This window comes from Pantoea sp. X-Soil-TKNS-1207, assembly GCF_059730485.1.
Map to the genome: position 1 here is coordinate 2754193 of NZ_AP035958.1, position 25042 is coordinate 2779234.

22 protein-coding genes and 1 tRNA gene are annotated in these 25042 nt (G+C 57.8%); 9 read left to right on the forward strand and 14 right to left on the reverse strand.

Annotated elements, in window-relative coordinates; translation table 11 throughout:
- Nucleotide 1 precedes the first annotated feature (1 nt).
- The 6 genes from AC6I8V_RS12955 to AC6I8V_RS12980 all read right to left on the reverse strand — a co-directional run bounded on the left by AC6I8V_RS12955 (nt 2) and on the right by AC6I8V_RS12980 (nt 6387).
- Nucleotides 2-1243, reverse strand: coding sequence for a DotU family type VI secretion system protein (locus tag AC6I8V_RS12955; protein ID WP_497842652.1), 1242 nt, complete (start codon nt 1241-1243; stop codon nt 2-4).
- Between the two features lie 16 nt (nt 1244-1259).
- Nucleotides 1260-2600, reverse strand: a complete 1341-nt coding sequence (tssK, locus tag AC6I8V_RS12960) for a type VI secretion system baseplate subunit TssK (protein ID WP_497842653.1) — start codon at nt 2598-2600, stop codon at nt 1260-1262.
- Between the two features lie 9 nt (nt 2601-2609).
- Nucleotides 2610-3098 (reverse strand): type VI secretion system lipoprotein TssJ, encoded by a 489-nt coding sequence (gene tssJ, locus AC6I8V_RS12965; protein WP_497842654.1) that lies wholly within the window; start codon nt 3096-3098, stop codon nt 2610-2612.
- Nucleotides 3099-3122: 24 nt separating this feature from the next.
- Nucleotides 3123-3716, reverse strand: coding sequence for an SH3 domain-containing protein (locus AC6I8V_RS12970; protein ID WP_497842655.1), 594 nt, complete (start codon nt 3714-3716; stop codon nt 3123-3125).
- Between the two features lie 1017 nt (nt 3717-4733).
- On the reverse strand, nt 4734-5390 hold the full coding sequence (locus AC6I8V_RS12975; protein ID WP_497842656.1) for a methionine ABC transporter permease: 657 nt from the start codon (nt 5388-5390) through the stop codon (nt 4734-4736).
- Complete coding sequence (locus tag AC6I8V_RS12980; protein ID WP_497845837.1) at nt 5371-6387, reverse strand: methionine ABC transporter ATP-binding protein; 1017 nt, start codon at nt 6385-6387, stop codon at nt 5371-5373. Before AC6I8V_RS12980 ends, AC6I8V_RS12975 begins: the two co-directional genes overlap by 20 nt.
- A 280-nt stretch (nt 6388-6667) precedes the next feature.
- Here AC6I8V_RS12980 and AC6I8V_RS12985 point away from each other — a divergent pair, with 280 nt between their 5' ends.
- The 3 genes from AC6I8V_RS12985 to AC6I8V_RS12995 all read left to right on the forward strand — a co-directional run bounded on the left by AC6I8V_RS12985 (nt 6668) and on the right by AC6I8V_RS12995 (nt 9610).
- On the forward strand, nt 6668-7306 hold the full coding sequence (locus AC6I8V_RS12985; protein WP_497842657.1) for a TetR/AcrR family transcriptional regulator: 639 nt from the start codon (nt 6668-6670) through the stop codon (nt 7304-7306).
- Between the two features lie 78 nt (nt 7307-7384).
- Entirely contained in the window at nt 7385-8764 is a 1380-nt protein-coding gene (locus tag AC6I8V_RS12990) for a D-arabinono-1,4-lactone oxidase (protein WP_497842658.1), read from the forward strand.
- Nucleotides 8765-8782: 18 nt separating this feature from the next.
- Nucleotides 8783-9610 carry a glycosyltransferase family 8 protein gene (locus AC6I8V_RS12995; protein WP_497842659.1) on the forward strand — a complete coding sequence of 276 codons (828 nt, stop codon included), beginning with the start codon at nt 8783-8785 and terminating at the stop codon, nt 9608-9610.
- 101 nt (nt 9611-9711) lie between these two features.
- On the opposite strand, the gene AC6I8V_RS13000 is transcribed toward AC6I8V_RS12995, so the two are convergent.
- On the reverse strand, nt 9712-10833 hold the full coding sequence (locus tag AC6I8V_RS13000) for a Gfo/Idh/MocA family protein (RefSeq protein WP_497842660.1): 1122 nt from the start codon (nt 10831-10833) through the stop codon (nt 9712-9714).
- A gap of 354 nt (nt 10834-11187) precedes the next feature.
- Here AC6I8V_RS13000 and AC6I8V_RS13005 point away from each other — a divergent pair.
- Nucleotides 11188-11263, forward strand: a tRNA-Asn gene (locus AC6I8V_RS13005).
- A gap of 160 nt (nt 11264-11423) precedes the next feature.
- On the opposite strand, the gene AC6I8V_RS13010 is transcribed toward AC6I8V_RS13005, so the two are convergent.
- The gene (locus AC6I8V_RS13010; RefSeq protein ID WP_497842661.1) at nt 11424-12446 is read right to left on the reverse strand and encodes an LLM class flavin-dependent oxidoreductase; all 1023 of its coding nucleotides are present in this window, start codon (nt 12444-12446) and stop codon (nt 11424-11426) included.
- A 220-nt stretch (nt 12447-12666) separates the two neighbouring features.
- Between AC6I8V_RS13010 and AC6I8V_RS13015 the strand changes: the two genes are divergently transcribed.
- Together AC6I8V_RS13015 and AC6I8V_RS13020 are read left to right on the forward strand one after the other, a co-directional pair.
- Complete coding sequence (locus tag AC6I8V_RS13015) at nt 12667-13638, forward strand: fatty acid desaturase (protein ID WP_497842662.1); 972 nt, start codon at nt 12667-12669, stop codon at nt 13636-13638.
- Complete coding sequence (locus AC6I8V_RS13020; RefSeq protein ID WP_497842663.1) at nt 13631-14419, forward strand: phosphate/phosphite/phosphonate ABC transporter substrate-binding protein; 789 nt, start codon at nt 13631-13633, stop codon at nt 14417-14419. Before AC6I8V_RS13015 ends, AC6I8V_RS13020 begins: the two co-directional genes overlap by 8 nt.
- Before the next feature lie 28 nt (nt 14420-14447).
- Here AC6I8V_RS13020 and fusA read toward each other — a convergent pair whose 3' ends face one another.
- Complete coding sequence (fusA, locus tag AC6I8V_RS13025; protein WP_497842664.1) at nt 14448-16544, reverse strand: elongation factor G; 2097 nt, start codon at nt 16542-16544, stop codon at nt 14448-14450.
- A 205-nt stretch (nt 16545-16749) separates the two neighbouring features.
- Between fusA and AC6I8V_RS13030 the strand changes: the two genes are divergently transcribed.
- Nucleotides 16750-17661: a ketopantoate reductase family protein gene (locus AC6I8V_RS13030; protein WP_497842665.1), complete on the forward strand. Its 912-nt coding sequence runs from the start codon at nt 16750-16752 to the stop codon at nt 17659-17661.
- A 53-nt stretch (nt 17662-17714) separates the two neighbouring features.
- Here AC6I8V_RS13030 and AC6I8V_RS13035 read toward each other — a convergent pair whose 3' ends face one another.
- Nucleotides 17715-18488: a YdcF family protein gene (locus AC6I8V_RS13035; protein WP_497842666.1), complete on the reverse strand. Its 774-nt coding sequence runs from the start codon at nt 18486-18488 to the stop codon at nt 17715-17717.
- Nucleotides 18489-18587: 99 nt separating this feature from the next.
- On the opposite strand from AC6I8V_RS13035, the gene AC6I8V_RS13040 reads away from it, so the two are divergent.
- Nucleotides 18588-19643 (forward strand): LacI family DNA-binding transcriptional regulator, encoded by a 1056-nt coding sequence (locus AC6I8V_RS13040; RefSeq protein ID WP_497842667.1) that lies wholly within the window; start codon nt 18588-18590, stop codon nt 19641-19643.
- A 322-nt stretch (nt 19644-19965) separates the two neighbouring features.
- Here the strand turns inward: AC6I8V_RS13040 and tmaR are convergent, their stop codons facing one another.
- The 4 genes from tmaR to dacD all read right to left on the reverse strand — a co-directional run bounded on the left by tmaR (nt 19966) and on the right by dacD (nt 23392).
- Nucleotides 19966-20286: a PTS system regulator TmaR gene (gene tmaR / locus AC6I8V_RS13045; protein WP_013509702.1), complete on the reverse strand. Its 321-nt coding sequence runs from the start codon at nt 20284-20286 to the stop codon at nt 19966-19968.
- Between the two features lie 161 nt (nt 20287-20447).
- The gene (locus tag AC6I8V_RS13050; RefSeq protein WP_497842668.1) at nt 20448-21506 is read right to left on the reverse strand and encodes an FUSC family protein; all 1059 of its coding nucleotides are present in this window, start codon (nt 21504-21506) and stop codon (nt 20448-20450) included.
- 170 nt (nt 21507-21676) lie between these two features.
- Nucleotides 21677-22138 (reverse strand): GyrI-like domain-containing protein, encoded by a 462-nt coding sequence (locus AC6I8V_RS13055; protein ID WP_497842669.1) that lies wholly within the window; start codon nt 22136-22138, stop codon nt 21677-21679.
- Nucleotides 22139-22225: 87 nt separating this feature from the next.
- Nucleotides 22226-23392, reverse strand: a complete 1167-nt coding sequence (gene dacD, locus AC6I8V_RS13060; protein ID WP_497845838.1) for a serine-type D-Ala-D-Ala carboxypeptidase DacD — start codon at nt 23390-23392, stop codon at nt 22226-22228.
- A 195-nt stretch (nt 23393-23587) separates the two neighbouring features.
- Between dacD and sbcB the strand changes: the two genes are divergently transcribed.
- Nucleotides 23588-25009 (forward strand): exodeoxyribonuclease I, encoded by a 1422-nt coding sequence (sbcB, locus tag AC6I8V_RS13065; RefSeq protein ID WP_497842670.1) that lies wholly within the window; start codon nt 23588-23590, stop codon nt 25007-25009.
- Nucleotides 25010-25042: the final 33 nt, after the last annotated feature.

Genomic DNA, 25042 nt, shown 5'->3' on the forward strand with positions numbered 1-25042 from the left:
ATCAGTTCCCTCTCGCCAGGCCGTTGAGTTCAGCGTGCGTCGCATCCGGCGCCACCAGCAGCGTAATCTCCACGCGACGATTGCGCGCACGATTTGCGGCGCTGGTGTTCGGCACCAGCGGATTGCTTTCGCCGCGCCCTTCCGCTTTCACCCTGGTCGGCTGCGTCAGCTGCTGTTGCAGCAACGTTTGCACCGACTGGGCGCGCGCCAGAGAGAGTTCGTAATTCGACGCAAAACGCGCGCTGCGGATCGGCACGTTATCGGTGTAACCAATCACCAGGATCTTGCCGCTAACGTTGTTCATCGCCGCTGCAATCCGCTGGATCACCGTCTCATAGCGGCCGCGTACCGTCGTCGCCCCTGAAGTGAACAGCCCATCGCCTTTCAGCGTCACCACGCTTTGGTCGGCGTCGTCACGCACCGCGACCAGCCCGGCATCAATTTCCGGTTTGAGGAAGGTTTTCAGATTGAGCGCCGCAGGCGGTGGCGGTGCCGGGTTGCGGATGGCGATTTCCGGCAGCGTGGTCTGATAGATATTCGCCAGCACCGGCGTGGTGTAGTCGCCCAGACGCCAGTTGAGGATGATGTAGAACATGCAGATGCCCAGCCCGGCCACGGCAGCGCAGGCCCACAGCGGGATCATCGGACGCCAAAGTTTGCGCAGCACCGGTTGATCGGTGGGATGGATCGACAGCGCCGGGGCATAGCTGCCGCGCACCCCTTTGATCATCTGCAACAACCGCTGTTTGATGGTTTCCAGCTGCGAGCGGCCGTTATCCAGCACGCGGTAGCGCCCTTCAAAACCGAGCAGCAGGCAGAAATAGATCAGCTCCAGCAGCAGGATATGCTGACGTGGATTCTGCGACAGTTTCGCCAGCAGCTGGAAAAACTTCTCGCCGCCCCAGGTTTCGTTGTGGAACGTCACCAGCAGGCCGTTGCTGGTCCAGACGCCACGGCTGCCCCAGGGCGTCAGCGCCGCGGCCTCGTCCAGCGCGGTGCACAGGCAGTAACGCGCGCCAATAATCACTTCATAGCTAAGGCCGGATTGCTGGCAGCTCAGCTCAAAACGACGGATTTGATCGATCAGCTGCTGGCGCAGACGCGCCGGCTCGTCGTGGGAAACGGAATGTCGGATCTGTGGGATGGCGTTGATCAGCGGATTCGCCGCCGCCACCAGACTATTCTGGCGGCTGACGTCCTGCTGGATGGCTTCGCTATTCGGTTTCGGTTGTGGCTGCATCATGCGTGCTCAGTTTTGATTATTCTGACTGACTGCGAATGGCCCAGAACTCCATATTCAGGCCAGGAAACTCACCGGCAAGGTGCAGCGCAAAGGCACCTGAGCGCTCCATCTCCTGCCACAGCTCGCTGTTCTTATCCAGTTCAAAGTAGCTGTACCCCGCATGCCACGGAATTTGTGGCGGCGCGCCCGGCATGGCCCGCAGCGCCAGACCCGGCAATTGCAGCTGCACCAGATCGCGGATTTTGCTGACGGGCGCGACCTTCATCTGCGCCGGGAAGTGGGTTTTCAATGCATCGGCTGGCACGCTGGCTTTCACCGCCAGCACAAAGCCAAATTCGCGCACCATGCTGCTGTCGGGCACGGTCGCGACATTCAGGCCATGTGAACGCTGAGTCAGCGGCAGCTGGATGGCGCTCTCCTCCATCACCTGCGACAGCCCCTGGCGCAGTTGCAGCGTGAGCCGGGTAAAGCAGCCATGCAGATCGTCATGGTCATACAGCGGCGCGGCATCTGGCGTGCGGGCCGGCGTCCAGGTACTCAGCTCCGCCGCCAGGCTCAGCCAGTGGCAGTAGAGCGATTCGGGATGGAGCAGCGGCAGATGCTGCAAATGGGCATGTAAACCGAGCTGGCGATTGAGCAGCGCCAGCAGCATAAAATCGACCATATCGGCGCTGTTAAAGCGGCCGGTGTTGGGCGCGCGCTGGCTGAGTTGCTGCACGCGCTGCTGCATCAGTCCGTGCAAATCGTTCATCATGCTTTGCAGCGCATGGCTGCCGGTCAGGGTGAGCATCGGCGGGATGTAATCATTGTCGAGGCGGATATGATTATCGCTGCGCTTTTCGACCACGCGCGCCACGCCCATTGCCGTCCATTCGGCGGTGAGATCCTGCTCCAGCATCAGGCGCAGGCGCAATTTGCCGAACTGCACCGTCGCTGCGCCGACCGCCAGCGCATTGTCATCCTCAACCTCGGTTTCCCAGGCGAGATAACGCGCCAGCGAGTCCGGTGAATCCTGAAAGGTCACCGCCTCGCGGCCATTACGTCGCGCCGGGATCGCCAGCACCACTTTTGTCCGATCGATATTGTCGGGCAGATCCAGTGGTGCGGGGCCGTGCTGTGCCTGGCTGAAGGCGAAAAAGGTGCCATCCGGCAGGCAGCCGCTGGCCGCGCTTAACGCCAGTTTGCCCTGACGCAGCAAGGCTTCATCAAACTCAACGTCAAAAAAACCCCAGCTGTACGCGCGCTGAGACTGGCCCCATTCGCGCAGGGTACTGTGCAGAAAGTTTTCCGACTGCTGGAAATGATGAGGGCGCAGGAACATGCCTTCCGTCCACACCACCTTTTCGGCTCTGTTCATATTCATCCTTTACTGCTTAACCGGGCGCAGGCCGTTGATATCAGCAATGATGCTGGCGTCTAACTCGCCGTCGTTGCTTTTCCAGAATTCCCAGAAAGCCCCGCTGTCACCCTCCGGGAAGGGCAGCGCCAGACGCCACACTTTGCCGTCGAGGGACTGATATTCCGCCATGATGCCGATATAGCGCGCTTCAGGCAGACTCTTGCCACTGAGGGTTTTGCTGAGTTGCCCTGGCCGCAGGAAGAACTGCTGGTTGTTCAGAAGCGCGCTGCCCAGCACTGCGGCAGGCTGGTTTTGCAGCGAGTAGAAATCAGCGGACATAAACTCCGCGTCCGAGGTAAGTAACATCACCCGCACCTTCAGGGGCGCACCCGCGTTGATCTGCGGGTGCGCCTGGAAATGCAGGTTGTAACGCGCCACGGATGTCTGGCCGCTACTACAGGCCGTCAGCGCCAGGGCCAGCAGCGGCAACAGCCACTGCCTTAGTCGGGATGCCATAACCTGTCCCTCCATCTCACCGCGTTAGTTGATGATCCAGGTACCGTTATTGCTGTTCTGGCAGGCTTTTCTGTCGCCATCGACCGGGACACAGGTCTTTTTCTTTGCGCTGGCGCGCACACGGCGCTTCGGCTGGTCCGCCTTCAGGGTCTGGTCATACAAATCGCTTTTCACCAGCGCCCGGAACGGAACATAGCCGGTTAACTGCGCAGGCTTCGGCGCGGCTGGCGGGGTTGCTTTCTGTTCACCCGTTTGTGGCGCGTCCGCAGGCTGTGTGTCGGCCTGCGGCGGTTCGCCCAGCGCCAGCCAGTTGTTCTCTACGCTGCCGAGCACGGTATAGGTTTCGCCGGTTTTCAGCGTGCTCACCACCTTGCCGCCGTAGTCCGGACGGGTCATCACCGAGGTCGGATAGAGCGCGCGATATTCTTCATTGATTGGGGTCAGCTGCGTCGGCGGCGTCACCGCATGGCGGTGGATCAGGGCGACGCCATCAACGGTACTGGTCACCAGCGTGTCATCAGTGATGGATGGCGGTGCCTGGCATCCCACGACCGCAAAGACAAACAGCAGACTTAACGCAGTACGAAGATTCACCATTTTCTTCATGTTTAGTTCCATTAATCCCTAAAAAATGGCCATTGGCCGGTTGTTGGCAATACAAATCACTGAATGCAGGCAATCGGCTGCCATTCAGGACCATTCTCAAAAAATTAACCACAACGTCCCCATGGCCTAAACCCGCCGAACGCCGTCAAAAATGATCAGTTCTAATTAAGTATTTCAGATGCAATAAAAGACACGGAAAACCAGGAGGGAATTTTTGCGAGGGCAGAAAACACATTCATTAAAGTGATCAATCTCTGCACCTCAAAACGGGTTTTGCAGTGTTCACAAGACTTTCTTATGTCATTCCTGGTCGTCAGACTGTCATGTTCAGCGAAAGTGATTTATCAGTATTTAATCAGGGTTTACTCATGCTCAGTTATACATACTGAGTGAATGTTGCGATTAATATGCATATAAATCAATACAATGAAAATGTTACGTAACATCATAGCTACCGCACGAGCCTGGTAGATCCCGCCCGAAAGCATAAAATTACATTCCGTATGATAACGTCGGAAAAGATTTACATAAGCCTGACTAAATATCAACGCGACCTTATCCTGGAAATATACATCAACAAAACTTAACAAATAAAATTACCGCAAATTCGATGCGCCATAGAACAAAAACATCAGAATGATCCCAAAAATTGATTTATTTCATAAGAAAATGACCATTTATCATGAATTTTCTTGCATAAAAAATTCATAAAATTTCATAAAAGCATGGCGCTGAATTTTGGCGGGTTAGGAGAAATGGCTAAAAATCTGAAGCGGCAGGTTAATTTACTTACAAAACACCAGGGAGAAGACATTTCATCCACTTAGGGCGCTATTTAATCGATTTTATTAAAATAAATACCCATAGAGATTGTGAAGAAAAAAGAATGATTCAGAATTTCGCCAGATGTAAGCGGGAAATCAGCGGCAATTCAGGGCAGGAATCGGCGCTGATAAGCACTATCAGCACCGTTGAGCAGGAAAATAATCGGGGGTAAAGCAGAGGAAGACGTCGCGGCCTGAGCTGCGGTTAATGTCGTTTATCAACTCGCGCAACCAGACGGTCACCGAGCCACTGAATGCCGCACACCAGGATGATCAATACCGCGATCACCGCCAGCATCACGTTGGTTTCAAACCGCTGATAACCATAGCGAATGGCCAAATCCCCTAAGCCACCGGCACCAATGGCGCCCGCCATCGCCGATGCGCCCACCAGCGCCACCAACGTGACCACAAACCCCGCCAGGATGCCCGGCAGCGCCTCAGGGATTAATACTTCCCACACGATACGTAATTTGCTGGCGCCCATGGCGCGCACGGCATCAATCAGCCCACGATCCACCTCGCGCAACGACACCTCTGCCACCCTGGCAAAATAGGGCGTGGCGGTGATGGAGAGCGGTACGATGGCGGCCCAGGTCCCCAGCGAGGTGCCCACCAGCAGACGGGTAAACGGGATCAGCGCCACCAGCAGGATGATAAAGGGCAGCGAACGAAAGCCATTAATAATCGCCCCCAGCACGCGGTTGATCAGCCGATGCTCGGCGATACCGCCCGCACTGGTCACCACCAGAATCAAGCCGAGCGGCAGACCAGCCAGCAGGGAAAACAGCCCGGAGACCAGCGTCATCAGCAGCGTTTCGCCAATGGCGTTAAGCAATAAATCAATCATGACTGGCGACATAGCCCATAAGCTCCACTTGCGCCTGCTGCTGTTGCAGCCAGCTGATTAAGGGTTGCTGCTGCGTCTGCGGCAGCGCAATAAAGAAACGCACCACGGCGTAGTGCTGAATATGATCCACGCCGCCCTGCAATAACCGGAACGCACCGGGCCACTGGCTGGCGAGGCGCGTCAGCAGATCGCCCTGCGCATCATCACCGGCAAAATTGACCCGATACACCGCCTCCCCTGCGGGTTCAGCCTGTAAACGCGCCGCCAGCGTCTCCGGCAGCTGTGGCAACAGGCCGCGTAATAAGGTTTGCGTCAGCGCGGTTTGCGGGTGGGCAAACACCTGCCACACCGGGCCGCTTTCCACGATTTCACCGGCATCAATCACCGCCACCCGATGAGCAATCGATTTGATCACCTCCATCTCATGGGTGATTAACAGAATGGTGATGCCAAGTTGCTGATTGAGTGACTTCAGCAGCGCCAGAATCGAACGGGTGGTTTCAGGATCGAGCGCCGATGTGGCTTCGTCGCACAGCAGCAGGGCTGGCCCGGCGGCCAGCGCGCGGGCGATGCCCACACGCTGTTTTTGCCCGCCGGAAAGCGCCGCCGGATAGCTATCCGCCTTATCCGCCAGCCCCACCAGTTGCAGCAATTCTGCGACGCGTTGCTGGCGCTGCGCTCTGGCGATACCCGCAATTTTTAGCGGCAGCGCCACGTTCTGCGCCACGGTTTTGGCGGCGAGTAAATTGAAGTGCTGGAACACCATCCCCACCCGGCTGCGTACCGACTGCAACGCTTTTTCCGACAGACCGCTAATCGCCCGCCCCTCGATCTCAATCACCCCTTCATCGGGTCGTTCCAGACCGTTAAGACAGCGGATCAGCGTCGATTTTCCGGCGCCGCTGCGGCCGATAATGCCGAGGATCTCGCCCTGATTCACCGTCAGTGAAACCTTGCGCAGCGCCTGCGTGGTGCCAAACCGGCGTGAAATCTCGCGCACGCTGACCACTTCGGGCGCGGGTTGGATGGCATGTGGCACCGCATCGCTGACCGCACGGCGGGATAATGAAATGTCGGAGGGAAGGAGTAGTGTCATCTTTCAACCTGCATCTGAGGTGAACTGCCCGGTTCACAGACCGGGAATCAGCGCAGTATACGCAGCGCGTTATTATCGCTTAATATCGATTTCAGGATTGTTCTGTACAAAATACATATAAGCGCACCAGCCCTCCGTCTGTACGTGAGATGCTGTGCTAACATCCAGGTTTTGCACCCTTTTATTGAGCACTATGTCGGATATAACCAAACGAAAAAATGACCCTGAAGGGCTAAAAAAACGCATCCTTGCAGGCGCGCTAAAAACCTTTGCCGAATTCGGGATGCAGGGAGCGAGGCTGGAGCAGATCGCCGAACACGCACAGACCACCAAACGCATGGTGGTGTACCACTTTGGTAATAAAGAGAAGTTATATATCGAAGTGCTGGAGCAGGTTTATCAGGCGATTCGTCAACACGAAACCGGACTCAACCTCGCCGCGATGGCCCCGGAGGAAGCGATGGTCAAACTGGTGGAAGCCAGCTTTGATTATCATGTGTCGCATCCCGATTTTATGCGCCTGGTGTGTACCGAAAACCTGCTGCGCGGCCGCTACATCACCCAATCGGAACGCATCAAAGCGCTGAATAAAAGCGCCCTCGATCTGCTCGATGATATTCTGGCGCGCGGTCAGCAGCAGGGCATTTTTATGACCGGCATCAGCACCATTGATGTGCACCGCCTGATCAGCAGCATTTGCGTGCATCATGTCTCGAACCGCTACACCTTTAACGCGCTGTTTAGCCCGGATAATAGTGAAGAGGAAAGTGTGCATCGCAACCGCCAGCTGGCAGTGACGGCCACGCTGCGCTATATCCGCACCACCCCTTAGTCTGCGCCCGTGCTGTGATGGTCTACGCTTTAGTAAGTCAATGGGACCGTCACAGACCTCAGACTAAGGAACGCCGTAGTGAAAGAATCCCCCCTTTATCCATTACGCCATACCGCCAACACCGATAAAACCAGCACCTTGTGGAACTGGGCGCAGAACGCCATTGTCGGCGAGCGTGCGCAGCTACAGCGGCCAGAGAATGAAGCCGAATTACAACATCTCCTGCGACACTCCCAGGGCAAAGTTCGCGTGCTGGGCAGCCGCCTGTCGCCGGGCCGGATGCTGAAAGTGGATGCGCAGGACCTCCTGCTGGATCTCAGCGCATTTCAGGGCGTGATCGCACAGGATGACGAGAGCGTCACCTTTGGCGCCGGCACTCAGCTGGAGCAGGTGTATGCCGCGCTGACAGAAAGGGATCGTATGCTGGCCTCGTCACCCGGTGTGATCGCCGTGCAGACGCTGGCTGGCGCGATGTCCACCGGCACCCATGGCCAGGGGCTGGACCAAAGCTCGCTGGCGGATGAAGCATTGCGCATCCGCATGGTGCTGGCCGATGGCAGCCTGCGCGAATTTAACCGTGGCGACCCCGATTTCCCGGCGGCCCAGGTGGCGCTCGGCGCGCTGGGTATCGTCACCGCCGTGACGCTGCGTACCCGCCCTTTCCGCCTGTTTACCTGCCATAAATTTGCCGTGTCGGCGGATAACCTCGAACAGGATTTACTCAGCTGGAATCAGCAATACGAGCTGAGCAAAGCCTGGTGGTTTGTTGATGACAACCTGATGCACGTCTGGAACGCCGAACAGGCCAGCAGCGAAGATCAGCGCGATTATTACGCCAACCAGCGTGAGGTGATTGAACATGGCGACGAGACGGACAGCAGCCTGAACGACACCATCGATCAGACGCTGGCGCAGATGCATCGCGATACGCAGATTCACGGCAAAGGCGGCAAACAATTCCGCACCGTGACGCGCTTTCGCGATTTCACCGATATCAGCGGCGACATTTACCAGCTGTTTTGTCGTGGTATCGCCGTGCCGCAAATCAATGTGGAGATCGGCGTGCCGCTGGAGAAAACGCCGCAGATCATCAGCAAAATCAAGGCGTGGTATGCGGAAAATCATCCGCATATGCATTATCCCATTATTCTGCGCTGCACCGGGCCTTCGTCTGCCTGGCTTAGCCCGGCGTACCAGCAGCCCACCTGCTTCTTCGGTTTTGTGGTCTATTACGCCGATGACGGTTCGCTGTCGCAGGATGGCCTGCATTTTCTCACCGAGGTGGAGAAACTGCTGGTGGCCGAAGGGGGACGTCCGCACTGGGGCAAATATTATGATGTCCAGCGCTATTGCTGGCGTGATATCTATCCGCAGTGGGACGCCTTTCGCGCCGTGCGTCAGCAGCTCGATCCGCAGCGCCGTTTCAGCAACGACTATGTTACCGCCCTTTTCGATTAAGCCTGACGAGAGGAAAGTATGTTTGCCTGGGTCACTTTATTAACACAACCTGATTATCTGGTGGGGGTAAAAGCCCTGCACCGTTCTCTGAAAAAAAGCGAAACCCAGTGGCCGCTGGTGGTGATGGTGACTGACGCCATTGACCTGGCGACGCGTGAAGCGTTGCAGGCCGATGGCTGTGTGATCCATCCCGTAGCGCCGCTGGCACCACGCGCCGATCTGGATCAGCATTACGCCTCGGCGCAGTTTGGCGAAGTGTGGAGCAAGCTGCGCGCCTGGGAACTCACCGGCTGTGAACGCGTGGTATTCCTCGACGCGGATATGCTGGTGCTGCGCAATATGGATGAACTGTTCACCCTGGATCTCGGTGATTATGCCCTCGCCGCCTGCCACGCCTGTCGCTGCAACCCGAATAAGATTGCCAGTTATCCGGCCAGCTGGCAGCCGGAGAATTGTCATTACACCTGGCAGGAACGCGATCAACCTGCGCCAGCCACCCTGGATCGCTATCTTAATGGCGGCTTTCTGGTGCTGAAGCCGGATATGGCGGTGTTTCAGCAATTGCAGGACAAAGTGGCATCGATTGATGACCTGCGCCGTTACCCCTTCTCCGAGCAGGATCTGCTCAATGAAGTGTTTGCCGAACGCTGGCTGCCGCTGCCGTATATCTACAATGCGCTGAAAACCTTACCGTTTCAGCATTCGGCGATGTGGCGCGAGGATGAGGTGAAGAATCTGCATTACATTCTGGCAAAACCGTGGAAGCGCGATTTGCATCAACCGGAAAGCGAGCGGGACCGCTATTACGCGCTGGATAAGCTGTGGTGGCAGATGGCGGAGGAGTAGCGCGGGGGTGCCAGGTTAGTACCAGGTCGATATCAGGTCGGCATAAATGCCGACCCTACACCCGTAGGGTGCGCATTTGTGCGCACCTGGCCTGACAACACTTACACCGACATCCAGCGACGTTCCACCGCGGACACCGCTACCGCTTCCAGCACCTTCTGCACCTGCAAACCTTCGGCGAAATCCGGCCACATGCGGTCGCCTGCGGCGATGCCGTTAATCAGATCGCGGATCTCCACGGTTTTCTGATCGTTGAAACCAATGCCGTGACCAGCGGAAACGCAGAAGTTAGCGTAATCCGGGTGCGCCGGTCCGGTCAGAATGGTTTTGAAGCCCTGACGGCCAGCGGGTTCATCGTGGATATACAGCTCCAGCTCCGCCATACGCTCCTGGGTATAACGCAGCGAACCTTTGGTACCGGTGACCACGTAGGTCAGCCCCATTTTGCTGCCACAGGCGATACGTGAGGTTTCAAACACGCCGTGCGCGCCGTTTTTAAAACGCAGCAGTGCACTGGCCTGATCTTCGTTTTCCACCGGCAGCAGACGGGTCGGATCTTTCGGGTCCGGGCGCTGCTTAATGACCGTCATCATGTCGCCGCTGACTTCCTCAATATCCCCCACCAGGTAGTGCGCCATATTGACGATATGCGCGGCGAGGTCGCCCAGCGCGCCAAGACCGGCCAGGGCCTGCTGACAGTGCCAGTCCAGCGGGGTTTCCGGCTTCGCCAGATAATCCTCGTTATGGGTGCCGTAGAAATGCACCACCTCGCCAATTTCACCACGGGCGATGATTTCACGCGCCAGCTGGCTGGTGGGGTTTTTCATATAGTTGAAGCCCACCAGAGTTTTGACGCCCGCCTGTTCAGCGGCTTTGACCATCTCTTCGGCATCGGCAACGGAAAGCGACAGCGGTTTTTCTGAGTAGACATGTTTGCCGTTGCGGATTGCTTCCAGCGCCATCTCTTTATGCAGGAAGTTCGGGGCGCAGATATCGACCACATCGATATTGGGATCGCGAACCAGCTCACGCCAGTCGCCAGTGGAACGCGCGAAACCAAAGGTTGCCGCCTGCTTCGCTGCCAGCTCCGGGTTTACCTCCGCCAGCATTTCACGCACGATTTCGCCCTTCAGGGCAAAAACCGTCGGAGCCTGCGCGTAAGCAATTGCATGACAACGACCAATGTAACCACTGCCAATCATACCGATTCTGACTTTGTTCATACCGCACATCCTGGGTTCACGTAAGAAGTGATCTGGAATATAAATTTCACCCTACGTCTCCACAACGGCCAAATGAAATAACTGTGATCATACATGCGAGGTATCTTGCAAAAACGACAAAACTGAATGTAATTTTTCATGGGTTTAGTGACGACAATCACAACATGACATCGTTCTGGCCTGCCATTTGCTGATGAGATGGCGTACACGTTTCATTTCCTGGCCATCAGGCAGTCATGATTTTTATACGCGCCAAAGCACTACTGATGCTTTATTCAGCAGTCAGAAAGATTTGTGAAAAAGGGCTTTGACAAGCCGCAGCCCGCTCGTTACTATGCGCCCCGTTCCAACAATTCCTCTGTAGTTCAGTCGGTAGAACGGCGGACTGTTAATCCGTATGTCACTGGTTCGAGTCCAGTCAGAGGAGCCAGATTCGAAAAAGAGCAGCCTGCAAAGGCTGCTTTTTTTTTGCCTGCGCGCGGCGCCTGCTGGCAGCCACGGCGTGAGTTAAGCAGTACCCGCCAGAGTAAAAAAAAGGGAGGCTCGTAAGCCTCCCAATTAATGCGCGATAACTTGCGCCGCTACGGCGATTAACGCCAGCCCAGCTCCGGGGCCACATGGGTCAGAATCGCTTCCATGACATGGGCACAGTAATCAACGCCCAGCTGATTCGGGATGGTCAGCAGCAGGGTGTCGGCTTCCGCAATCGCTTCATCCTGCGCCAGCTGTTTGATCAACGCTTCCGGCTCGGCGGCATAGCTGCGACCGAAGATGGCGCGGGTTTTCTCGTCGAGGAAACCAACGGAATCCTGCTCCTGGCCGCTGCGACCGAAATAGGCGCGGTCAATATCATTTGTCAGCGCAAAGATGCTGCGGCTGACTGAGACACGCGGCGTGCGCTGATGTCCGGCTGCCTGCCAGGCTTCGCGGTAGGCACGAATCTGTTTGGCCTGCTGGATGTGGAACGGCTCACCGGTTTCATCATCTTTCAGCGTCGAGCTTTGCAGATTCATGCCCTGCTGTGCTGCCCAGACGGCAGTGGCATTCGAACCTGAACCCCACCAGATACGCTCACGCAGCCCTTCGGAGAACGGCTCCAGACGCAGCAGTCCCGGCGGGTTCGGGAACATCGGCTGGGGATTCGGTTTCGCAAATCCTTCACCGCGCAGCACTTCAAGAAACTCTTCGGTATGACGACGTCCCATATCGGCATCGCTCTCGCCCTCTTTCGGCGCATAGCCAAAGTAGCGATAGCCTTCAATCACCTGCTCCGGTGAACCGCGGCTGATACCCAGTTGCAAACGACCGTTGGAGATCAGGTCTGCCGCACCGGCATCTTCCGCCATGTACATCGGGTTTTCGTAGCGCATATCAATCACGCCGGTACCAATCTCGATGCTTTTGGTACGCGCACCCACCGCCGCCAGCAGCGGGAACGGAGAACTCAGCTGACGGGCAAAGTGATGGACGCGGTAGTAAGCCCCATCGGCACCCAGTTCTTCCGCGGCGACCGCCAGATCGATGGACTGCAACAGCACGTCCTGTGCGGAACGGGTGGCAGACTGCGATGATGGCGTCCAGTGACCGAATGATAAAAAGCCAATCTTTTTCATGGAAATATTCTCCTCGCGGGCGGGGTGCGCTCCGGCGTAATAAATCAGTTTTCGATGGGGAAAGGTTACGTCAGCCAGGCCCGTACTGATAGCCAATTGTTTTAAACCGCATCATCAAGATTTTCGACATAAGTAAGAAAATTAAGGTCTTTGTCTTTTTTGCGGCTTTGCCGCATCGTCTGGCAATTCGCTCTCCACGCCGCAGGACAACGCCGCCATCATGACTCAAGGTTCTTCCGCCTATATCAGCGCGCAACAGCGTGAACAGGTCCATCAGCTGGCGCGCAGCTGGCTGTGGCGCAGCGAGTTGCCCACCTGGCTGCTGATACTGGCGGTCTATGCGGGCTGGTTCGCCACGCTGATTTACGGGCAACGCCTCGGTCTGCTGCCTGTCACCCTGCTGATGATCGTCTTCACCACCTGGTATATGTCGTTGCAGCATGAGCTGATTCATGGCCACCCCACGCGCTGGCCGCGCCTGAACCAACTGTTTGGCACCCTGCCGCTGGCGGTGTGGTATCCCTATGGGCTGTATCGCGATTCGCACCTGGCGCACCATCGCAACCATACGCTGACCGATCCGCATGACGACCCGGAAAGTTATTACCTGACGCCTGAGCATTGGGCGCGCCTCCAGCCGTGGCAGCGTCAGGTGATCCACCTGCGCAACACCTTTCCCGGCCGTCTGCTGCTGGGGCCGCTGCTGGATATTCTCGCCACGCTGCGTTCCATGCTGCTGGCCTTCCGCCAGCGCGACGGCCGCGCCTGTGCCATGTGGATCATTCACCTCAGTCTGCTGGCCGGATTGTTTTACTGGCTGGCACAGCGGGGCTACTCCCCGTGGTGGTTTGTGCTGGCGGTGAGTTATCCGGCGCTGGCGCTGACCAAAATCCGCTCCTTTTATGAGCATCGGGCCGAAGAGGATGCGCTGGCGCGCTCGGTCAATAATGAAGCGGCGCTGGCGTGGCGCCTGCTGTTCCTTAACCTCAACTATCATTCAGTACATCACGATCTGCCAGGGCTGCCCTGGTATGGCCTGCGCCGGGTGTACCTGCTGAACCGCGATGATTACTTCCAGCGCAATCAGGGATTCCGCGTAGCGGGTTATGGCAAGTGGCTGCGGCAATTCTGGGCCAGACCGGTGGCGGTCAACGCCCATCCGGGACGACAACAGGATACACAGAATGAGTAAACGGCTGTCCTTACCGATGTACGATATCGATCACGCCAGCACCGTAGCGCTGACTGCGGCGCTGGCGCAGCTGCTGGCGGCGCGCGGCGTCCGGGCCGACGTCGAGTGGCACAGCGACCTGCTGCCGCACTGGCGCGATAAGGCGTTGCTGCTGAGTCAGACCTGCGGCTATCCGCTGGTGAAGCAGCTGCCGACGGTGCAGCTGGTCGGCGCGTTTCAGTCCCGTGCGCCGGGCTGTGAAGGACTGCGCTATCGCAGCTGGCTGGTGGTGCGCGATGAAGATGGCGCGCTGACGCTGGGCGATTTTCGCAACCGGCGCGCGGTGTGCAACAGCGACGATTCGCACTCCGGCTATAACGCGCTGCGTTATGTGGTGGCCCCGCTGGCCCGCGAGGGACGCTTCTTTGCCGCTACCCGCTTCAGCGGCAGCCATCGCCAGTCGCTGGCGGCGCTGCGTGCCGGTCAGGCGGATATCGCCGCCATCGACTGCATTAGCTGGGCGCTGGTGCAGCGCTATGCTCCGCAGGAGCTGGCCGGCCTGACGATCATCGGTGAGACGCCGCTGTGCGCCGCGCTGCCGCTGATCACCGCCGCCGACACCGCTCCCGCCACGCTGGCGCAACTACGCGCTGCGCTGACGCAGCTGGTGCAGGATGAGGAATACCAGGAATTATGTGAGGCCAGCCTGATTGGCGGTTTCGCCACCCCGGATCGCGCCTTTTATGCGGAGGTGTTGCAGTGGGAAGCACAGGCCGCCGCGCTGGGCGTGACGGCGCTGTAAATAAGGCGGCCGGGTGGCCGCCTGAGGTTTAATGACGTGAAGCGATAATCGCGTCGGCCACATTTTTCGGCGCTTCGGCGTAGTGGCTGAACTCCATGCTGTAGGTCGCACGCCCCTGCGACATCGAACGCAGCGTGGTGGAGTAACCAAACATCTCCGCCAGCGGCACTTCGGCGCGAATAATGCGCGCCCCAAAGCGTTCATCCATGCCCTGCAACGTTCCGCGACGGGATGACAGATCACCCATGACGTTACCGGCGTACTCCTCCGGCGTTTCCACTTCCACCTGCATCACCGGTTCGAGGATCACCGGATCGGCCTGTTTCGCCGCCGCCTTGAAGCCGAAAATCGCCGCCATGCGGAACGCCATTTCGGACGAATCGACATCATGGTACGAACCGAACGTCAGCGTGGCTTTCACATCCACCACCGGATAACCCGCCAGCACGCCGCTGTTCAGCGCTTCGCGAATGCCCTTCTCCACCGAAGGAATAAACTCGCGCGGCACCACGCCGCCTTTGGTGGCATCTTCAAAGGCGAAACCGGCACCGGCTTTTTGCGGCTCCAGCGTCAGCACCACATGGCCATACTGGCCTTTACCGCCCGACTGGCGCACAAACTTCCCTTCCACGTCGCGCACCGTTTTACGGATGGTTTCGCGGTAGGTAACCTGCGGTCGGCCAATATTGGCTTCAACGCCGAATTCACGTTTCATGCGATCGACGATGATCTCCAGATGCAGCTCGCCCATGCCGGAAATAATGGTCTGCCCCGACTCTTCATCGGTGTGCAGACGGAACGACGGGTCTTCCGCCGCCAGCCGCTGCAACGCCAGCCCCATTTTTTCCTGATCGCTCTTGGTTTTCGGCTCAATGGAGAGCGAAATGACCGGTTCCGGGAACTCCATGCGTTCCAGCGTGATCACCGCGTTGGGATCGCACAGGGTTTCGCCGGTGGTGACCTCTTTCAGCCCGACACAGGCGGCGATATCGCCCGCCCGGATCTCTTCGATCTCGATACGGTCATTGGCCTGCATCTGCACGATGCGTCCGATACGCTCTTTGCGTCCTTTCACCGCGTTCCACACGCTGTCGCCCTTGCGCAGCACGCCGGAATAGACGCGCACAAAGGTGAGCTGACCGACATAGGGATCGCTCATCAGCTTGAACGCCAGCGCCGAGAAGGGTTCGTCATCGTCGGCATGGCGTTCGGCATGTTCACCGCGCTCATCCACACCGGCGACCGGCGGCACATCCACCGGCGAAGGCATCAGCTCGATCACCGCATCCAGCATCCGTTGCACGCCTTTATTCTTAAAGGCGCTGCCGCACAGCATCGGCTGGATCTGGTTCAGCAGCGTGCGCTGACGCAGACCGGCAATCACCTGTTCTTCGCTCAGGTCGCCCTGTTCCAGCCAGATATCCATCAGGGCATCGCTGGCTTCGGCGGCGGCGGCCACCATGTTTTCCCGCCACTCGGCGGCCAGCGCCTGTAATTCGTCGGGGATCGGTGCGTAGCTAAAGGTCATGCCCTGGGTGGCATCGTCCCAGTAGATGGCGCGCATTTTGATCAAATCGACCACGCCGGTGAAATGCTCCTCCGCGCCAATCGGGATCACAATCGGCACCGGATTGGCATGAAGGCGATCTTTCATCATCTGCACCACGCGGAAGAAATCGGCGCCCTGACGGTCCATTTTATTGACGAAAGCGATGCGCGGTACGTGGTATTTGTTGGCCTGACGCCAGACGGTTTCCGACTGCGGCTGTACCCCGCCGACGGCGTCATACACCATCACGGCACCATCCAGCACGCGCATCGAGCGCTCCACCTCGATGGTAAAATCGACGTGTCCGGGGGTATCAATGATGTTGATACGGTGCGGCGCGAAGCTGCCATCCATACCTGGCCAGAAGCAGCTCACCGCAGCCGAGGTAATGGTGATACCACGCTCCTGCTCCTGTGCCATCCAGTCGGTGGTTGCCGCGCCATCGTGCACTTCACCCAGCTTATGGCTCATCCCGGTGTAAAACAGAATGCGCTCGGTGGTGGTGGTTTTACCGGCATCGATGTGCGCGGAAATGCCGATATTGCGATAACGTTCGATGGGTAGCGGTCGGGGCATGATGCGTCCTTAGTCGATTCGACTGAAAAAAAGCGGGCACCATTGCCCGCCGGTGCCGACAAGCTTAGACCCATTGTACGAATAAATACGAACAGTTTGAGCTATTTTTCACCAGCCCTGGTTACAGCTTTAAGCATTTGTCGACTGGAAACCGCTGTCACTGCGTTTTAAGGTAGGGGTTTCATTCTCAACGGGAAACACAACCATGCGCATTCTGGTAGTCGGCGCCGGCGCAACCGGCGGGTATTTCGGTGCGCGTCTGGCGCAGGCAGGACGTGATGTGACTTTTCTGGTGCGCGAGCGCCGTTTTCAGCAGTTGAAAAACCACGGCCTGGTGCTGAAAACCCCCGGCGGCACCGAAACGCTGCAACCGCAGCTGGCGCAGGCCGGTACCCTGAACGGCACTTATGATCTGATTATTCTGACGGTGAAAAGTTTTGGTCTGGCGCAGGCGATGGACGATATCGCCCCTGCCGTCGGCCCGGACACTCTGATCATGCCGATTCTCAATGGGATGCGGCATATCGACACGCTGCGCAGCCGCTTCGGTGACCAGGTGATCGGCGGCCTGTGTAAAATCAACGCCACGCTGGGCGAGAACGGTGAAGTGGTGCAGATGACGCCGCTGCATATGATTTATTACGGGGCGCTGGACGGCAACAACGATGCCCGCCTGCAACGCGTCGACGAAACGCTGCGCGCCGCGCAGGTTAATACCATCTTCGCCGATAACATCCTCAGCGAGCTGTGGGAAAAGTGGCTGCTGCTGAGCACCCTCGGCGCCGTCTGCTGTCTGGGGCGCGGCAATACCCAGCAGATTCTCACCTCCCAGGGCGGCGAGGCTCTGCTGCGCGGCATCTTTGGTGAAGTGCTGACGGTGATCAGCGCCGAAGGCTATCAGGAGCGCCCGGCGGTAACGGCGAAGATCTACGAATCGCTGAATAACCCCGCCACGCCGATGACCTCATCGATGTACCGCGATCTGACCCAGGGCTATGATATCGAGGCCGATCAGGTCATCGGTGACCTGCTGGTACGCGGCGCGCGCAACGGCCTGGTCACCCCGCTGCTGAACGCGGTTTACGTGAATTTGCAGGTCTATATGAAAAACCGTTAACCGCTCCCCCCTGGCGGCGCGGGTTAGCGCGCCGTTACGGTATGTGCATCTGATCAATTATGCATACGCGACTGGACACCCGGCAGACGCATCAGCCGTTGCCATCCCTCTTCAACCGCTTCCGGCACATCAACATGACCAAAGAACCCTTTGCCACGCGGCCCGTAACCGTTTTCATCGTCGCGCAGCCGCTGCACTTCACCCATCAGCAGCGACAGAAAACGCTCCACTGACCACAGTCCCTGCGGCGGCGCGCCGATAATGCGCAGCATCCCGGAATCCATCATCACCTGCGGTACAAAGACCGGCCAGCTGATAAATTCCGGTGCATCCGTACGTTCGCGCCACTGCCAGCGGAAGGTCTCCCAGGTGCGGCGCTGCATCAGGGGGTCCTGGACCAGAATCACCCGCTGCGGCTGCCACTGATCGGCATCCAGCAATTGCTGGCTGAACGCGGCATTTTCCCCACAGTTGCGTGATTGATCTTCCAGCAGCAACTGATCGTCCGGCAGCGCCGCAAAAAGACGCGCAATGTCGCCCAGCATTGCTGCCTCGCTTTTGCCCGCGGTATCAATCTGCCGATACAGCGGATGCGCCGCCATCATCTGTGCCAGTAAAGGGGTCGAATGGCCGATGCCGCCACTGATTAATAGGGGCAAATGATATTTTTTGCTCAGTGCGATCACGCCTTCGATATTCGGCAGCACCGCGTGTCCGGCAAGGATCGCCAGGTCAGCCTCCAGCGTGCCCTCGTGCGGCATATGATCCAGCGCCAGCCACTCCGCCAGCGTGTTGATGTCGTGAAGGTGTTCATGATTGAGCTGCATATGCTTCTCCTTAGGTTATCACTGGCAGTCTACTGGCTTAAGACCACGACGACAGGGAAAAATTTGCTACACTCGCAGCTTAATCTTCAGGAGAGATCAATGACTTCGCGCTCCGTAACCCTCGATGATGTCGCCCAGCTGGCGGGGGTTTCCTATCAGACCGTCTCCCGCGTGCTTAACCGTTCCGTACAGGTTTCACCGCGTACCCGCGCCAAAGTGGAAGCGGCAATGCACCAGCTTAACTACGTGCCGAACCGGGTGGCGCAGCAGCTGGCGGGCAAAGCAACGCGCACGCTGGGGCTGGCCACCAGCGATCTGGCGTTGATGGCACCGGCGCAGATCGCCTCGGCCATTCAGCAGCGCGCGGCAGCACTCGGCTACCATCTGGTGATTGCCATGGCGGGCGGCAGCGCGCAGGACACGGTGAATGAACTGCTGGCGCAGCGCGTGGATGCGTTGCTGATTAATCTGCCGCTGGATGCCGCCCAGGCGGCGCAGATTCAGCAGCAGTGCGGCGCCAAACCGGCGCTGTTTCTCGATGTTGAGCGCAGCGCAGAGGTGGCGCAATGCCAGTATCTGAGCGAGTCCGGCGCGCGTCAGGCGGTGGATCATCTGGTGGCGCTCGGACATCGCCAGATTGGCGTGCTGAATGGCCCGGCGAGTTCCGCATCGGCGCGCGCGCGTTTTCAGGCCTGGCAACAGGCGCTGGCGGCGCATCAGCTGGAAGCCTGGTGCGTGCTGGAGGGGGACTGGAGCGCAGCTTCGGGGTATCAGGCCTTGCTGACCCAACTGCCGCACGCCCTGCCCCAGGCGCTGCTGGTGGCGAACGACCAGATGGCGCTTGGGGCGATGCGCGCCCTGCATCAGCATGGCGTCCGTATTCCTGGCGAGATGTCGCTGATTGGCTATGACGATACGGCAGAAAGCGCGTGGTATCAGCCGCCGTTAACCACGGTACGACAGGATTTGCAGCAGCTGGGCGCGGTGAGCGTCGATCGTTTACTGGCGCAGCTGGACGGCATCAGCGCGGAGGCCCCGACGCTGGAGACCACGCTGGTGTTGCGTGAAACCACTGCCGCGCCGCTGGCGGAGAGTCTGGATGTCGCCGACGTGGCGCGTCAGTTGCAACAGCTGGCGAGACGTTTGGTGCGTTAACGTCGACAGGATTGGCATAGAAGGTGCCAACCTTGAGAAGGTCGGCATAAATGCCGACCCTACGGATTCGTTGCAATATCACTGACGTAGGGTGCGCATTGCGAAGGTCGGCATAAAAGTTGCTGGCATTGAGAAGGTCGGCATAAATGCCGACCCTACGGATTCATTGCAATATCACTGACGTAGGGTGCGCATTGCGAAGGTCGGCATAGACGGTGCCGGCATTGAGAAGGTCGGCATAAATGCCGACCCTACGGATTCGTTGCAATATCACTGGCGTAGGGTGCGCATTGATGCGCACCAGGCTGCGGGTCACTGCGTATTATTGCGGTTTTGGTTCGCCCATCGCTTTGAGCTTTTTGGACAGCTCGCGACGTTCTTTGGAGAGGTCAGCGTTTTTGATGATGTACTCATCGACGCGATCTTCATAATCGACGCGCATACTGGCGATAATTTCCTGAATCGCCTCAACGCTCATGCCCGGCTTAATGTATTCGCTCAGGTTATCCAGCAGCAACACACGTTTCTGGTTATCACGGATTTTCTTCTCGTTGTCCGTAATTTCGCGCTGCAGTTTGTTTTTACGACGAAACATACGCACAAACTCCAGTACGTCCTGAAATGATTGCTTGGCATTTTCCATGTTGGCACCTTTCTTTGGGCCTGCCTGAGCAGGCGGAATAGTCATAACCTTCAGCTTAGCGGCTTGCCAGCCTTGTAAGCAATTTTCACAGCTAAAATCGGACTGGCACTTATCTTAGCGCAAAGAAAGCGTGATTCACATTAAGTCATTGCCGGGGAAAACTATTTACGCAACGCCAGACGCACCAGGTCGGTCATACGCTCCAGCTGACGTGCCTGTTCGAGGCTCAGCCAGACGTAACCGTAAATCGCCGTGGTCTCCAGCCGCCCGCTGCCGCTGGCGATCAGCTGCTCCAGCTCCTGCATAATGTTCTCCAGCTCGTGGCTGTTGGCCGCTACCTGCTCCGTTTCCCCCTTCAGCATCAACGCCGCCAGGGCATTCAGGGTGTTTTCGGTCATTTTCTGGGTACGGCGCAGCGTCGCCGCATTGAGCAGCAGCAGATGGCTTTCGCGCGATGCCCACCAGGCATCAATCTGCATCTGCATTGTGTTAACCATATTACGGTTGATGGTCTGAATCGCTTCAAACACCGATTTTGGAATACGCGTCTCTTTGCTGGCCGGTTCCAGGAGCGAGCGCATCTTGATCACGCTGGTGAGCAGTTTCTGGAACGGTTTATTCAGCCGTGGTTTATCCACCAGGTTGGGAGAAAACCCGGTGTGATGAATTTTCGCCATATTGATAAAGGCATCGGACAGCTGGATACGCCAGTGGGTGTAGGCGCGTTGCGCCCAGATAGCGCTGCACAGCAACGCCATTAGCGATCCCAGTATCACATCGCCGCCGCGCCATAACGCCACGGTGAAATCCCCCGCCGGTGCGCCCACCACCACGCTTAGGGTGATACCAATCAACAGCGCCATATAAGGATGTTTACCGAGGGTGAGATAACCACACACCACCATCACCACAAAGCACCACACCAGCATCACCGGCAGCGAGATCAGCTCCAGCTTGAGGGCGATCAGCCCCGAGAGCGACCCGGCAAAAGTGCCGCCAATACGCTGTACCGCGCGCGGAAACACGTTGCCCCAGGTGGAGATCGGTCCCATTACCACCACCAGCGTAATCAGCGGCCAGGTGCCCTCCGGGATACCGGTCAGACGCACAAACAGAAAACACAGCACGAAAGATATCGCGATGCGCACGCCGTGTACGGCGCGGTAATGGCGGTAAAACCAGAACTCGATGGGTGAAATGGGCTTATCAGCGCGTAACATGATTATCCGGGAACGGGAAATATTGCGCGCTATGTTAGCTGGCAAAGGACGATTACTTAACACCCAGCGCGCGATTTACCTGACTTTTTGACTACTTCTTACAAAATTCAACATGCGCGCTACATCCATTTTTCTCAACAGAAACATGGATGTAACGCAATAAGCTTTTTTCAGCGGGGCCGCACCGGGATATACATATCCAGCCGCCAGTTGCCGCTTTGCGATCCGTCGGAAAGGTAATGTTCGAAACAGGGGCGATCGTCAATCTGCCACTCGGTGTGGGTCTGCAACTGGTCAAAAAGTCCGCGCCAGGCAGCGAAGAAATCGTTATTGAGCACGTCGAGGCGCGCGTGGAAGTAGCGGCCGCCGGACAAGGTGCCCTGCTGAATATCATCGCCTGCGGGCAGCACGAAATCGTCCGGGACGCTGAGCACCGTTTCCACGCCCAGCTCTTCAGGCGGGCGCTCCTGCGGATTACCATAGTAGATGGCCAGCCACTCCCCTTCGAGGCCGTGGCGGGCCACCCAGGCTTTCAGTTGCCCGAAACCCTGGGGCACCGTCTGCTGCCACGGACCGGTCAGATGATAGCCGACCCAGTGTTGCGCCGGGCGCTGAATGACGGACGTTTGCATGGTTCACCTCGGTATCAGCGGTAAAGAGCCACTGTGCCACAGCCGCCGCCGGACGGCGACGCTGCTGATGCCGAAGTTAGCGACGGATTACAGTTTTTGCTTCAGGTAATCTTCAATGCGCGTCACGATGCCCGCCGTTTCCACCGCGTTCAGGGTGTAGAGCGGGTAGCTCGCCAGCTGTTGATCTTTGTCCATCACCTGGATTTCACCAATCTGCTCATTGGCTTTCAGCGGCGCTTCCAGCTCTTTGCGATTGATAACGTATTTGGCTTTGACGTTCTGCACCTCGGTGCGCGGCAGCGACAGGTAGATATCCTGCGTGGTGCCAACGTCGACCTGATGCGGATTGCCGTACCAGACGTTTTCGGTGCCGATTTTCTTACCGCCGTGGAACAGCTGCACGGTGTCGAAGTTATTCTGGCCCCAGATCAGCAGCTTACGCGCCTGTTCTTCACGCCCTTTCGCGCTTTTCCCGCCCATAATCACCGCAATCAGGCGATGACGACCCACAATATTTGAGGCGATGATATTGAAACCGGCGGTTTCGGTGTGGCCGGTTTTCAGGCCATCAACGTGCAGATTGTTATCCCACAGCAGACCGTTACGGTTGTTCTGGGTGATGCCATTCCAGGTGAGGGTTTTCTCGCTGTACATGGCGTAGAAATCGGGTTCGCCGCTGATGATGGCGCGTGACAGCACCGCGAGGTCGCGCGCGGTGGTGTGCTGGCCCGGCGCATCGAGACCGTGGACGGTTTCGAAGTGGGTGTGCGTCAGACCGAGCTTCTGCACATAACTGTTCATCATGGTGACGAAGTTGTCCTGGCTGCCCGCGACGTAATCGGCCAGCGCCACGCAGGCGTCGTTGCCGGAATCGATGATCACGCCACGGCTCAGATCACGCACCGTCACTTTGTCGCCCGGCTTGAGGAACATCAGCGAAGATCCTTTAAATACCGGGTTGCCCGCAGCCCAGGCATCTTTGCCGACGGTGACCACATCGTCACGGCTGATTTTGTGCTGATCGATAGCGCGATCGACCACATAGCCCGTCATCAGCTTGGTCAGACTGGCTGGGTTGCGCTCCTCGTCGGGATTACCGGAGGTAAGAATCTGACCGGTAGCCGCATCCATCAGGACCCAGGAAGCCGCATCAATCGCCGGTGGCGTCAGGGGAAATGGCATGCTGTCGTCAGCCTGCGCCAGCGATGCCCACATAATCATTCCAGAAACAGTAACCAGCAGACGCCTTTTCAACACTTCTTCCTCAAAAAATGAATTTACCGCCGCACTTTGTACGGCAAATGGCTTTAACAGGTTTGAATAAATTGAAAAAAAGTATGAACTGAGGACAAATACTGCGCGCTGGCGCGCAGACCCGCGGAGGAAGGTTGTACTGCGCCAGCCGGACGACTATTCTGTGCGTTGATTTTCCACTGCCAGGATAACGCCGTGCCCGCCTCCGAGTTCACCTTTCTGTTTCACGATTACGAGACCTTCGGCAAGAGTCCGTCGCTCGACCGTCCGGCCCAGTTTGCCGGGCTGCGTACCGATAAAGATTTCAATGCCATAGGTGAACCGCAGGTGTTTTATTGCCAGCCCGCGGATGATTATCTGCCGCAGCCGGAAGCGGTGATGATCACCGGTATCACCCCGCAGATGGCGCAGACGCGCGGCGTGCCGGAAGCGGCGTTTGCCGAACGCATCCACGGCCTGTTTAGCGAGCCACAGACCTGCGTGGTGGGTTACAACAATGTGCGTTTCGATGACGAAGTGACTCGCAACATTTTTTATCGCAATTTCTTCGATCCTTACGGCTGGAGCTGGCAAAACGGCAACTCGCGCTGGGATTTGCTTGACGTGATGCGCGCCTGCTATGCGCTGCGCCCGGAAGGGATTGTCTGGCCGGAAAACGACGATGGCTTTCCCAGCTTCAGACTGGAGCATCTGACCAAAGCCAATGGCGTAGCGCACGAACAGGCGCACGATGCCATGTCGGACGTCTATGCCACGCTTGCGATGGCGAAGCTGGTGAAGGAGAAGCAGCCGAAGCTGTTTGAGTTCCTGTTTACCCATCGTAATAAACAGAAGCTGATGACGCTGATCGATATTCCGCAGATGAAGCCGCTGGTGCACGTCTCTGGCATGTTCGGCGCGGCGCGCGGCAATACCAGCTGGATTGTGCCGCTGGCGTGGCACCCGGAGAACCGCAACGCGCTAATCGTGGTGGATCTGGCCGGTGATATGACGCCGCTGCTGGAACTGTCGCCGGATGAACTGCGCGAACGGCTCTACACCCGCCATAGCGAGCTGGGCGCACATGCGGCGGTGCCGATCAAACTGGTGCATATCAATAAATGCCCGGTGCTGGCCCCCGCCAATACGCTGCGCCCGGAAGATGCCGGGCGGCTGAATATTGATCGTCAGCACTGCCTGGATAACCTCGCGCTGCTGCGTCAGCAAACCGAGGTACGTGAGAAAGTGGTCGCGCTGTTTGCCGACGCCGAGCCGTTTACTCCGTCGGACGACGTTGATGCGCAGCTGTATGACGGTTTCTTTAGCGATGCCGATCGTGCGGCAATGAATATTGTGCGCCAGACGCCTGCGCAGAATTTACCGGCGCTGGACCTGACGTTTGATGATAAACGCATCGCGAAGCTGTTGTTCCGCTATCGCGCGCGCAATTTCCCCGGCACGCTGGATGATGCGGAGCAGCAGCGCTGGTTGCAGCATCGTCGTGAAGCGTTACATGCGGAGCGCGTTCAGGCGTTTCTGCTGGAGCTGGAGTCGCTGGCGAGCTTACATGAAGACAATGCCGAGAAGATGGGGCTGCTGAAGGCGCTGTATCTGTATGCGCAGGAACTGGTCTCGTAGCCGCCGTAAAGAAACCAATGTCGGGCAAGGTCG

Coding starts and splice junctions, on each gene's coding strand:
- AC6I8V_RS12955 (WP_497842652.1), bottom strand. CDS start 1,243: ATGATGCAGCCACAACCGAAACCGAATAGCGAAGCCATCCAGCAGGAC.
- tssK (WP_497842653.1), bottom strand. CDS start 2,600: ATGAACAGAGCCGAAAAGGTGGTGTGGACGGAAGGCATGTTCCTGCGC.
- tssJ (WP_497842654.1), bottom strand. CDS start 3,098: ATGGCATCCCGACTAAGGCAGTGGCTGTTGCCGCTGCTGGCCCTGGCG.
- AC6I8V_RS12970 (WP_497842655.1), bottom strand. CDS start 3,716: ATGGAACTAAACATGAAGAAAATGGTGAATCTTCGTACTGCGTTAAGT.
- AC6I8V_RS12975 (WP_497842656.1), bottom strand. CDS start 5,390: ATGTCGCCAGTCATGATTGATTTATTGCTTAACGCCATTGGCGAAACG.
- AC6I8V_RS12985 (WP_497842657.1), top strand. CDS start 6,668: ATGTCGGATATAACCAAACGAAAAAATGACCCTGAAGGGCTAAAAAAA.
- AC6I8V_RS12995 (WP_497842659.1), top strand. CDS start 8,783: ATGTTTGCCTGGGTCACTTTATTAACACAACCTGATTATCTGGTGGGG.
- AC6I8V_RS13000 (WP_497842660.1), bottom strand. CDS start 10,833: ATGAACAAAGTCAGAATCGGTATGATTGGCAGTGGTTACATTGGTCGT.
- AC6I8V_RS13010 (WP_497842661.1), bottom strand. CDS start 12,446: ATGAAAAAGATTGGCTTTTTATCATTCGGTCACTGGACGCCATCATCG.
- AC6I8V_RS13015 (WP_497842662.1), top strand. CDS start 12,667: ATGACTCAAGGTTCTTCCGCCTATATCAGCGCGCAACAGCGTGAACAG.
- AC6I8V_RS13020 (WP_497842663.1), top strand. CDS start 13,631: ATGAGTAAACGGCTGTCCTTACCGATGTACGATATCGATCACGCCAGC.
- fusA (WP_497842664.1), bottom strand. CDS start 16,544: ATGCCCCGACCGCTACCCATCGAACGTTATCGCAATATCGGCATTTCC.
- AC6I8V_RS13030 (WP_497842665.1), top strand. CDS start 16,750: ATGCGCATTCTGGTAGTCGGCGCCGGCGCAACCGGCGGGTATTTCGGT.
- AC6I8V_RS13035 (WP_497842666.1), bottom strand. CDS start 18,488: ATGCAGCTCAATCATGAACACCTTCACGACATCAACACGCTGGCGGAG.
- AC6I8V_RS13040 (WP_497842667.1), top strand. CDS start 18,588: ATGACTTCGCGCTCCGTAACCCTCGATGATGTCGCCCAGCTGGCGGGG.
- tmaR (WP_013509702.1), bottom strand. CDS start 20,286: ATGGAAAATGCCAAGCAATCATTTCAGGACGTACTGGAGTTTGTGCGT.
- AC6I8V_RS13050 (WP_497842668.1), bottom strand. CDS start 21,506: ATGTTACGCGCTGATAAGCCCATTTCACCCATCGAGTTCTGGTTTTAC.
- AC6I8V_RS13055 (WP_497842669.1), bottom strand. CDS start 22,138: ATGCAAACGTCCGTCATTCAGCGCCCGGCGCAACACTGGGTCGGCTAT.